Raw genomic sequence first — 11,166 nt, forward strand, 5'->3', positions numbered from 1 at the left:
AGAACCGAAATATCCCGCGTGCAGGGGCGCGGCAGGCCGAACGAAAAGTCGCGGATCTCGAGCAGAAGCTCAAAGGGGAACTTCAATGCGTAACAACCTATTCCTGGGTGCGGCAGCGATTGCGCTGATCGCCCCGATGACTGCGTCCGCGCAGGAAACCACCTCCTCGATCCGCGGCACGGTGACCGCGAATGGCGCGCCGGTTAACGGCGCGACTGTCGAGATCACCAGCCCCTCGACGGGTTCGCGCTCGACCGCGACCACCGACACATCGGGCACGTTCAACGTCAACGGCCTGCGTCCCGGCGGCCCCTACACCGTTGCCGTCGCAGCAGCCGGCTATGGCAGCAAGCAGGTCACCGACGTCAACATCACCGTCGCGCAGGCGTTCGATCTGCCGATCGATCTGGCCACCGACGCTGCTGGTGGCGCCGACGAGATCGTCGTGACCGCCGCCAGCCTGCCCAACGCGCGGTCTATCTCCCAGGGGCCGACGACCGTCCTCAACGCGCGCCAGATCGCCAACATTGCTTCGGTCAACCGCGACATCCGCGACCTCGAGCGTCGCGATCCGTTCGCCCGCCTCGACGACAGCCCCTCGGGCGGCCGTTCGGTCTCGTTCGCCGGCCAGAATGCGCGCTATAACCGCTTCACCGTCGACGGCGTGTCGGTCAGCGACAATTTCGGCCTGAACAGCGATGGCCTGCCCAGCCGCCGTTCGCCGATCCCGCTCGATGCTATCGGCCAGTTCCAGGCACAGGTCGCACCATATGACGTGCGCCAGGGCAACTTCCAGGGCGGCGCGATCAACATCGTGCTGAAGTCGGGCACCAACGATTTCCACGGCACCGGCTTCTACTCGCAGTCGCGCGACGAGTTCGTCGGCAAGCGCACCAAGGACCTGCGCGTCAGCGTCCCCAACTTCAAGACCGAGAACTACGGCGCCGAACTGTCCGGCCCGATCATCAAGGACAAGCTGTTCTTCATGGTCGCCGGCGAGCGCCTTCGCGGTGGCCGTCCGATCGCCGAGGGTCCGACCGACAACAATGCCGGCACCAGCATCCTGGGCATCAGCCAGGCGCAGGTCGACCAGATCAGCGCGATCGCGAAGTCGGTCTACAATTACGACACCGGCGGCGTGCTGCGTAACCTCGGCGACAAGGACGACCGCGTCGTCGCCAAGATCGATGCGAACATCACCGACAAGCAGCGTCTGTCGTTGACCTACACCTACGCCAACGACGCCATCAACCTGCTCCAGAACACCTTCCCGACCGCACCGACCGGTCTGGGCCTGGCGTCGAACGCCTATATCCAGGGCAACCGCCTGCACACCGGTGTCGCGCAGCTGAACTCGGAATGGTCAGACAGCTTCTCGACCGAAGTCCGCGGATTCTACAAGAACTACACGCGTATCCAGGATCCGTTGCTCGGCCGCGGCTTCGCGCAGTTCCGTGTTTGCACCAACCCGACGAGCACGGCCGCGACAGCGGGCCTGACCGTCTCGCCGACCGCCTGCGAGAACAACGCCGGCACCGTGTCGTTCGGTCCGGACAGCTCGCGCCAGACCAACGAACTGCGCACCGAAACATGGGGTGGCCTGGTCCAGGCTCGCCTGACCATGAACGACCATGACGTTCGCGTGTTCACCGAAATCTCGAGCGTGTCGATCTTCAACTCGTTCCTGCAGAACAGCGCCGGCAGCTATTACTTCGACTCGATCGCAGACCTGCAGAACCGCAATGCAGGGTCGTTTGCGTACGGCAACGCGATCGTGGGCAATAACGGTCTGGCCGCACTCGATCCCAATGCCGCCGCAGCACAGTTCGGCTACCAGAGCTACACGTTCGGCGTGATGGACTCGTGGAAGGTGACGCCGACGCTGAACGTCAGCTTCGGCGCGCGCTACGACCTGTATGCGATGGATGACAATCCGCCTCTCAGCGCCGCGTTCGCAGCGCGCTATGCCAATGGCGCGATCGTCAACGGCCAGCGCGTCAACATCAACAACAACAGCGCGAACATCTCCGGGTTCGATCTGTTCCAGCCGCGCGCCGGCTTCGACTGGAAGCCTGCGCAGCGCATCAGCATCCGCGGCGGCGGCGGCGTCTTCGGCGGCGGCACCCCCGACGTCTATGTGTCGAACAGCTTCTCGAACACCGGCGTGCTGACCAATTCGTTCAACGTCAGCCGCACGGCGACCGGGTTCAACGGCTTCCCCGCCGGCACTCCGGCTGCCCAGCAGGCAGCAACCGCCGCGGCCCTCCTGACCGGCGTGACCGGTACGTCGGTTCCAACCGCGGCCAACACGTTCCTGACCAACGGTTCGGTTCCCGCGAACGCGACGGTCAACGCACTCGACCCGAACTTCAAGATCCCGTCGCAGTGGCGCGCCACGCTGACGGGCGAATATACGGCGAACCTCGGACCGCTCGGTGACGATTGGGTGTTCGGTGCCGACCTGCTGTACTCGAAGGTTCGCAACCAGGTGTATTTCACCGACATCCGTTCGGTGCCGATCGCCGGTTCGCTGACCCCGGACGGTCGCCAGCGTTACCAGAACCTGATCGATGGCGGTGCGACGAGCACCAACACCAACACCGACATCCTGCTGACCAACACCAAGAAGGGGCGCGCCTACATCGCCGTCGCGCGTCTCGACAAGGCATGGGATTCGGGGCTGAGCATCAACGGCAGCTTCACGTACCAGGACGTCAAGGACGCAGCGCCGGCGACGTCGTCGACCGCGGGGTCGAACTATTCGAACGGTGCGTTCGTCGATCCCAACAACGTCGCCTATGGCATCTCGAACGATCAGGTTAAGTACTTCTTCAAGTACGGCGTGAACTACGACCACGCCTTCTTCGGGGACTACAAGACCACGTTCGCTCTGTTCGGCGAATCGCGGATCGGTCATCCGTTCAGCTACACGTTCCAGGATTTCGGCAACAACGGCAGCGGCCGCGCGTCGGTATTCGGTACCACGGGCGTCAGCTCGAACTCCGGTACGGGCGGCAACCGCTATCTGATGTACGTGCCGACGCTGGACGATGCGAAGGTCTCGTACAGCAGCGCTGCGGTCCGCGATGCGGTCAACGCGTTCATCGACTCGTCGGGTCTCGGCAAATATCGTGGCAAGACTGCGCCGCGCAACGGCTTCAACTCGAAGTGGTTCACGCGTCTCGACCTTCACGTTGCGCAGGAAATTCCGACCTTCGTCGGCGGCTCGCGCATCACGCTGTTCGCGGACATCGAGAACTTCACGAACTTCATCAACAAGAACTGGGGCCAGCAGCGCGAGTACGTCTTCCCGTACAACACCCCGGTGGTCCGCGTGCAGTGCTTGCAGACCGCGGTGCCGACCGGCATCGCGCCAGGTGCGGCCAATCCTGCCGGTGGCACCTATGGCGCCGTGGCGACCAACGCCGGACAGGCTTGCGCCCAGTATCGCTACTCGCCGGTCGGCGGCAGCGCGAACTTCACGCCGCAGCCTGACCAGGTGTACGTGAACCAGTCGCTCTACTCGATCCGTATCGGTGCTCGCTTCACGTTCTAAAGCGCGCCTGACCCAATCGGTCGAATTGGCCGCCGCTTCCCTCGGGATGCGGCGGTCTTTTCGTTTTGCGGCCTTGCCCCCGACCAGACCGTTCGGCTTTTGCGTGTGCCTTGCGCGGCGTGTAAGACGGTGGGCCAATGGCTAATTCTTCCGCCCCGCCCCCCGGCTCGTCCGCCTTGAACTCGACCCGGCGCCTGCCCTTCACCGCGCGGCCGTTTTTTGAGAACAAGGCGCGGGCGTTCTGGATCCTGCAGGCTGTCGGGTGGAGCGGGTATCTGCTGCTGCGCGGGGTCGTGTCGATCTCGAACGGGCTGTCGCTCGACGGGGTGATCCCGGTGATCGTCGAGGCGATCGTCGGTTACTGCATCACGCTGCTGCTCTCGACGATGTACGGCCAGTACCGCCGGATGAACCGGCTGGTCGGCATTTTCCTGACGATCGCGACGCTCGCCGCCGCGACGTTCCTGTATGCGGTGCTCGACGCGTTCACCTTCTCGTTCATCGCGACCGCGACGCCGGGGGTGACCCTCACGCGGCTGCTCGGGTCGGTGTACGTCACCTTCACGGTGCTGTTCGGGTGGTCGGCGCTGTATTTCGGGATCAACTTCTACCTGATCGTCGAGCAGCAGATCGACCAGATGGAGCATCTCGAGAACCAGGCGTCGTCGGCGCAGCTGGCGATGCTGCGCTATCAGCTCAATCCGCATTTCCTGTTCAACACGTTGAACTCGATCTCGACTTTGGTGCTGCTCAAGCAGACCGAGCGGGCGAACGCGATGCTGAGCCGGCTGTCGTCGTTCCTGCGCTATACGCTGGCGAACGAGCCGACCGCGCATGTCACCGTCGCGCAGGAGGTGGACCAGCTGAAGCTGTATCTGGAGATCGAGAAGATGCGCTTCGAGGATCGGATGCGGCCGAAGTTCGACATCGATCCGCGTGCCGAACGGGCGCGATTGCCGTCGCTGCTGCTGCAACCGCTCGTCGAAAACGCAATCAAATATGCCGTCACGCCGCAGGAGGAAGGCGCCGAAATCTGCGTCGAAGTGCGGCTCGCCGGGGAACGCGTGCAGATCGCCGTATCCGATACCGGTCCGGGCTTGATCGAGGGCCGGATCGGTTCAAGCCAATCCACAGGCGTGGGGCTCGCTAATATTAGAGACAGGTTGGCTCAGGCATATGGGCCCGACCACCGTTTCGAAACCCGCTCCACGCCCGCTGGCGGCTTCTCGGTCGAGATCGAGATTCCGTATCAGCTTGAAGACGTGAACAGAGAGGCCGCATGACCATCCGTACCATTCTCGTCGACGACGAGCCGCTGGCGATCCAGGGGCTGGAACTCCGACTCCAGGCCCATGAAGACGTCGAGATCATCGAAAAATGCTCGAACGGGCGCGAGGCGATTCGCGCGATCAAGACGCACAAGCCCGACCTGGTCTTCCTTGATATCCAGATGCCGGGGTTCGACGGGTTCTCCGTCGTACAGGGGCTGATGGAGGTCGAGCCGCCTTTGTTCGTGTTCGTGACCGCGTATTCGGATCATGCGTTGCGCGCGTTCGAGGCGCAGGCGGTCGATTATCTGATGAAGCCGGTCGAGGAATCGCGGCTGGCGGATACGATCGAGCGGGTTCGACAGCGTCTGTCCGAGAAGCGCGGGGTCGAGGAAGTCGATCGGTTACGCGAAGTGCTTGCCGATGTGGCGCCGGATGCAGCGGCGGACATGCCGGATGGGGACGCCGTGTCGGCGAACCGGTTCGAGAAGCTCATCAACATCAAGGATCGCGGGCAAATCTTCCGCGTCGATGTCGATACGATCGAGCGGATCGATGCGGCCGGCGATTACATGTGCATCTATACCGGCGATAATACGCTGATTTTGCGCGAGACTATGAAGGATCTAGAGAAGCGGCTCGATCCAAGGCGGTTCCAGCGGGTGCATCGGTCAACGATCGTGAACCTCGATTTGGTGAAGCAGGTTAAGCCGCATACCAATGGCGAGTGTTTCCTGGTGTTGAATTCTGGTGCGAGCGTGAAGGTTTCGCGGTCGTATCGCGATGTGGTGGCGCGGTTCGTTCACTGAGGTAGGGGACCCTTCCCCTTATTCTCGCGCCCTCCCCGTCATCCTGACGAAAGTCAGGATTCAGAGTCATTGAGGGCAACGCTTGTTACCCTGGATCCTGACTTTCGTCAGGATGACGGACGCGGGGGGTTTGGTCGGGGCGAGCTTTCGGGAGCGCGCTCTTCCACGTCCGTCCTTGCCGATCGAGGTCCCGACTTTCGTCGGGATGACGGGGGTGTGCTCCCTTAGCGGGCGTTTCCCCCGTCTCCCGTGCCGCATTAACCAGTCCCTAAACCCCGCGGCCTAGAGCGGGGGGATGAAGACGTCGGGTTACGGCCTTTATCCGCATGCGCTGATCAGCCTGCCCGCTCTGGTGATGGCGACGTCGTGCGTGCCGGCAGATCGGCCGGCGGCGATCGCTCGAGTCCAGCCGGAGCGCAATTCGCGAGCCTTGCTGAGCCGGATGGCGTTGCATGTGCCCGACGATATCTCAGCGAAGACCGCGACGGCCGCACCCGATGCGCCGTTTGCGGCTGCGGCGCCGTTTGTCGCACCGCCGTTTCTGACTTCCAACTCTGTCGACGATGCGAGCCGCGCTGCGGAGTGCCTGACTGCGGCAGTGTATTACGAGGCGCGGTCGCAGTCTGAGGATGGGCAGCGGGCGGTGGCGCAGGTGGTGTTGAACCGGGTGCGTGACCGGGCCTTTCCGAACAGCGTTTGCGGGGTCGTGTATCAAGGCGCCGAGCGGCGGACCGGGTGCCAGTTCAGCTTTACGTGCGACGGCTCGATGAACCGTGCGCGCGAGCCGGGCGCTTGGGATCGCGCGCGGGCGGTGGCAAGCGCGGCGCTGGGTGGGAGCGTCTATGCGCCGGTCGGGGCGGCGACGTCGTTTCATACGACGAGCATTTTGCCTTGGTGGGCGTCTAGTCTCGCGCGGATCACGACGGTCGGGGCGCATGTGTTCTATCGCTGGCAGGGGGCGCTGGAGCGGGCGCTGACGTTTCGGCAGGCTTATGCTGGGGTCGAGCCTGGGGTTCGGGGTGTTGGTTTGGCGAGCGGGGGTGGCGTGGCGGCGGTCGCGGCGCAGGTTGCTGGTGTTTCGGTGCATTATGGTAACCGGGACGACGTTGCGGACTCGGGTGCGGAGCCGGCCGATGCGCTGCACGGGGTGACGGTGCACCGGGGGGTGTCGCGCTCCGGCTCGGCGATGGCGGGCGCGGCGGTCGTGCAGACGCGGTTGGTTTCTGGGGTGAGGGTCCATGTTGGTGGGCGGGCGTCTGCGATGATCGGCAGTGGTAGCGCCGCCGACGCGGTAGTGTCGGACGAAACCTGATAGCTCCCTCCCCTGAAGGGGAGGGAGTTTTATAGGCTCCCTATTCCAATACCTGCACCACCCCGGCGAAGGCCGGGGCCCAGTTGGGGGACGTGGCCAACTGCGGACTGTGCTTCGTTACAACGACCTTTCCAACTGGGCCCCGGGCTTTGCCGGGGTGGTGGCTTATATAGAGAACGGATCGGCAATCTGATCCTCCCCCGCAAGGGGGAGGTGGCTGGCGCTTGCCAGACGGAGGGGGAGGCATGCGAAACGTCTGTTGCGTGGTCCTCCCCCTCCGTCGCCTTCGGCGCCACCTCCCCCTGGCGGGGGAGGATCGAGAGCGCATAGATCAGGGATCGGGCCGTAAACGCCCCCCTTCCCCAACCCTCGCAAAACCATGCTGCATCTGCTAACGGGACGCCCATGCTGAATCTGAACAATATCACGGTGCGCCTGGGCGGACGCGTTATCCTCGATGGCGCCACGGCCGCGTTGCCGCCGGGCTCGCGCGTCGGGCTGATCGGGCGCAATGGCGCGGGCAAGTCGACGATGGTGCGCGTGATCGCAGGGCAGTTGGAGCCGGACGACGGTTCCGCCGACATGCCGAAGGGCGCGCGCATCGGTTATCTCGCGCAGGAAGCGCCGCACGGCGTGAAGACCCCGTTCGAGACCGTGCTCGAAGCCGATCTGGAGCGCGCCGCGCTGATGATCGAGAGCGAGACGAGCGAGGATCCCGACCGGCTCGGCGACGTGTACGAGCGGCTGATCGCGATCGACGCTTATACCGCACCCGCCCGCGCCGCGCAGATCCTGCTCGGGCTCGGCTTCGACGAGGACATGCAGGCGCGCACGCTCGACAGCTTTTCGGGTGGCTGGAAGATGCGCGTCGCACTTGCCGCTTTGCTGTTCTCGCAGCCGGACCTACTGCTGCTCGACGAGCCTTCGAACCATCTCGATCTCGAGGCGGTGATGTGGCTCGAGGACTTCCTCAAGGGCTATAAGGCGACGATCGTGGTGGTCAGCCACGAGCGCGATTTCCTCAACAACGTGGTCGATCACATCCTGCATCTGCAGGGCGGCAAGATCACGCTGTATCCGGGCGGCTACGACGCGTTCGAGCGGCAGCGTGCCGAGCGGCTCGCGCAGATCGAGGCGGCACGCGCCAACCAGGCGGTGCAGCGCGAGAAGCTACAGGAATATATCGCCAAGAACTCCGCGCGGGCCTCGACCGCCAAGCAAGCGCAGTCGCGGCAGAAGATGCTGTCGAAGATGCAGCCGATCGCCGAGAGCTATAACGATCCGACGCTGTCGTTCGGCTTCCCCAACCCGACCGAGCTGCGGCCGCCTTTGATCACGCTCGACATGGCGACGGTGGGCTATGCCGACGTGCCGATCCTGAAGCGGCTCAACATGCGGCTCGATCCCGACGACCGGGTCGCGCTGCTCGGGCGCAACGGTAACGGCAAGACCACGCTCGCGCGGCTGCTGGCGGCGCAGCTGACGCCGATGGACGGCGAGATGTCGTCGTCGGGCAAGATGAAGGTCGGGTATTTCACCCAGTATCAGGTCGAGGAACTCGATCCGACCGATTCGCCGATCGAGCATATGTCGCATCTGATGAAGGGCGCGACGCCGGCTGCTGTGCGTGCTCAGCTGGGGCGCTTTGGGTTCTCCGGCGACAAGGCGACGACGCGGGTCGGCAAGCTGTCGGGTGGCGAGCGCGCGCGTCTGGCGCTGGCGCTGATCACGCGCGATGCGCCGCATCTGCTGATCCTCGATGAGCCGACCAACCATCTCGACGTCGATGCGCGTGAGGCTCTGGTGCAGGCGCTTAACGCCTATACCGGCGCCGTGGTGCTGGTCAGCCATGACCGGCATATGCTGGAGCTGACCGCAGACCGGCTGGTGCTGGTCGACGATGGTACGGCGAAGGAATTCGACGGCAGCCTCGACGATTACATCGCGTTCGTCCTGAAGGGCGATGGCGGCAAGGGCGATGCGGCGTCGAAGGCCGACAAGAAGGCCGGCAAGAAGGCTGCAGCCGAGGCGAAGAGTAATGACGCGGCTTTGCGGAAGGCTCTGCGCGAGATCGAGGAGCAGACCGCGAAGTTCACCAAGGAGCGCAATGCTCTGGATCGCGCGATGGTCGATCCGGCGAATGCGGAGCCGCGGTTCTCGCGGATGTCGATGGGGGATCTGAGCAAGCGTCGCGCCGAGGTGCATGCGAAGTTGGAGGCTAGCGAGGCCAAGTGGCTGGAGGCTAGCGAGGCGCTGGAAGGCGTCGAGGCTTAACAGCCGCCCCGTCATCCTGACGAAAGTCAGGATCCAGGATTACAGCCGGTGGCGCCCGTAACTCTGGATCCTGGGTCGAGCCCAGGATGACGAAGTAGGTGTCAGGGTAGATGCACGTGGGCTTAGCCCTCGTCGGTGTCCGCGCCTGCTGCCGGACGCTCGAACCAGGCCTCCACCGGCCCGACCAGCTTCAGCGTCAAAGGGTTGCCGTTACGGTCGACCTTCTTGCCGAGTGCGACTCGGATCCAGCCTTCCGAGATGCAATATTCCTCGACGTCGTGGCGCACCTTGTCCTTGAAGCGGATGCCGATGCCGCGCTCGAGCAGCTCCTGCTGGAAGAAGGGGCTGCGCTGGTTGATCGACAGGCGATCGGGGGGCGTGTCGCCGGTTGCGGCCGGGGTGGCGGCGGCTTCGGTCTCGGGGGTGTTTGGCGTGTCGGTCATGGTCGCGCGTCTAGCGGCAAGCACCGGGCACGCGCCAGAAAAAAGGCACCGGACGCAAAAGAGGCGCCGGGATCGCTCCCGACGCCTCCATGCGACCTCATGATCGGATCAGCTGCAGACCTGCACCGAGACCCGGTCGCCATAATAGGGGTCGACGCGCCACTCGTTCCAGCACCGCGGGCGGTAATCCTCGCGATAGTAGGTACGTACCGGCGGGTTGTAATAGGCCACCGGTGGCTGCGCGTAATAGCCGCCGTTGTAATACCCGCGGTCGTAGTACCGATTGCGGTTGTTGCTGCTGGCGATCGCCGCGCCGACACCCAGGCCGAGGATGCCGCCCAGCACTGCTGCGCCGGCTGCATTGCCGCCGCCACGATGGCCGTGCCAGCCGCCGCCGTAGCCGCGCCCATAACCACCGCGGCCCCAACGCTGCGCGTCGGCTGGTGCTGCTGCCGACAGAGCCGTTGCGGCGAGTGCTACGCCGAGGCCTGCTTTCTTGAAAAATCCGTTCATCTCTTCCGAACTCCGTTACTAGTTACGCCCGGTCCGCTTGGGACAAACGCATAAGTGTCCGACCGTGTTTCAGGTTTTAGGCGATTCGGCCTGAACTGGTTCGGAACGGCTTGTTAACCCACGGTATAGCTGGCGAAGGTGGTCCCGTGCGGGGACACGAGCGGCGCGGCACTGCTGGGCTTTGTTTACTGGTTTCGGATAGGGTGCGACGATGCGCAGGATGATGACGACGCGAGCGATCGCCTTTGCCGTGCTCGGCGGGAGTGCGGTGCTGATCGGTGGGCTGGCGCTGTCCGGGTCGCCGGTGAAGGTGCGGGCGGTCGAGGCTGCGCGCGTGGCCAAGGCTCCGGTGGCACCGCTGGTTGCGAAGGCGGCGCCGAAGCCGGTTGCGGTCGCTGCGGAGGAACCGGCCGACGCGTATGTCGTGAAGCGGGTGCTGAACGTGCCGGAGCCTTTGCGGCATGGCGCGTATTACTGGGATACCGAGGGCGTGCCGGAGGGGCCGATCGTCATCACCGTCGACCTGGTGGCGCAGACCTTATCGATCTTTCGCGGCGGGTACGAGATCGGGACGGCGGCGGTGATCTATGGCGCGGACGAGAAGCCGACTCCGCTTGGCGTGTTCAAGATCACGCAGAAGGACGCGCACCATGTGTCGAACCTGTACGGGGCGCCGATGCCATACATGATGCGGCTGACGAATGATGGGGTTTCGATTCACGGCAGCGCGTTGATGGATGGGAAGTACGCTACGCATGGGTGCGTTGGCGTGCCGACTGCTTTTGCGAAGCTGATTTTCGAGCAGGTTAGGCTTGGGGATCGGGTTATTGTAACGAGTGGGGAGATGTTGGCGCGGGGTGGGCGGATTACTGCTGCTTGAGGGGGGCGGTTTTGGGCGGTGGCGCGCCGTGCCCTCACCTTTCGCCGCCTTTGGCGTCTCTTCCTCTCCCGGTGGGAGGATTTTGGGAATGCCCTCATATCCTGAAATTAG

8 protein-coding genes are annotated in these 11,166 nt (G+C 64.2%); 6 read left to right on the top strand and 2 right to left on the bottom strand.

The annotated features are described in order from the left end of the window. The first annotated feature begins 85 nt into the window (after nucleotides 1-85). The 5 genes from AC1ME3_RS04250 to AC1ME3_RS04270 all read left to right on the top strand — a co-directional run bounded on the left by AC1ME3_RS04250 (nucleotide 86) and on the right by AC1ME3_RS04270 (nucleotide 9,219). Nucleotides 86-3,556 (top strand): TonB-dependent receptor, encoded by a 3,471-nt coding sequence (locus AC1ME3_RS04250; RefSeq protein ID WP_480954991.1) that lies wholly within the window; start codon nucleotides 86-88, stop codon nucleotides 3,554-3,556. Nucleotides 3,557-3,693: 137 nt separating this feature from the next. After that, the gene (locus tag AC1ME3_RS04255) at nucleotides 3,694-4,839 is read left to right on the top strand and encodes a sensor histidine kinase (RefSeq protein ID WP_480954992.1); all 1,146 of its coding nucleotides are present in this window, start codon (nucleotides 3,694-3,696) and stop codon (nucleotides 4,837-4,839) included. Next, the gene (locus AC1ME3_RS04260; RefSeq protein ID WP_031393111.1) at nucleotides 4,836-5,633 is read left to right on the top strand and encodes a LytR/AlgR family response regulator transcription factor; all 798 of its coding nucleotides are present in this window, start codon (nucleotides 4,836-4,838) and stop codon (nucleotides 5,631-5,633) included. The genes AC1ME3_RS04255 and AC1ME3_RS04260 overlap by 4 nt, the downstream gene beginning before the upstream one ends. Before the next feature lie 295 nt (nucleotides 5,634-5,928). Continuing rightward, nucleotides 5,929-6,945, top strand: coding sequence for a cell wall hydrolase (locus AC1ME3_RS04265; RefSeq protein ID WP_480954993.1), 1,017 nt, complete (start codon nucleotides 5,929-5,931; stop codon nucleotides 6,943-6,945). A gap of 405 nt (nucleotides 6,946-7,350) precedes the next feature. Next, complete coding sequence (locus tag AC1ME3_RS04270; RefSeq protein ID WP_056051982.1) at nucleotides 7,351-9,219, top strand: ABC-F family ATP-binding cassette domain-containing protein; 1,869 nt, start codon at nucleotides 7,351-7,353, stop codon at nucleotides 9,217-9,219. Nucleotides 9,220-9,341: 122 nt separating this feature from the next. On the opposite strand, the gene AC1ME3_RS04275 is transcribed toward AC1ME3_RS04270, so the two are convergent. After that, the gene (locus AC1ME3_RS04275) at nucleotides 9,342-9,662 is read right to left on the bottom strand and encodes a DUF3297 family protein (protein ID WP_480954994.1); all 321 of its coding nucleotides are present in this window, start codon (nucleotides 9,660-9,662) and stop codon (nucleotides 9,342-9,344) included. Between the two features lie 108 nt (nucleotides 9,663-9,770). Next, complete coding sequence (locus tag AC1ME3_RS04280) at nucleotides 9,771-10,175, bottom strand: hypothetical protein (RefSeq protein ID WP_480954995.1); 405 nt, start codon at nucleotides 10,173-10,175, stop codon at nucleotides 9,771-9,773. A gap of 220 nt (nucleotides 10,176-10,395) precedes the next feature. On the opposite strand from AC1ME3_RS04280, the gene AC1ME3_RS04285 reads away from it, so the two are divergent. Then, complete coding sequence (locus AC1ME3_RS04285) at nucleotides 10,396-11,055, top strand: L,D-transpeptidase family protein (RefSeq protein ID WP_480954996.1); 660 nt, start codon at nucleotides 10,396-10,398, stop codon at nucleotides 11,053-11,055. Nucleotides 11,056-11,166: the final 111 nt, after the last annotated feature.

Source organism: Sphingomonas sp. BL2 (assembly GCF_056680015.1).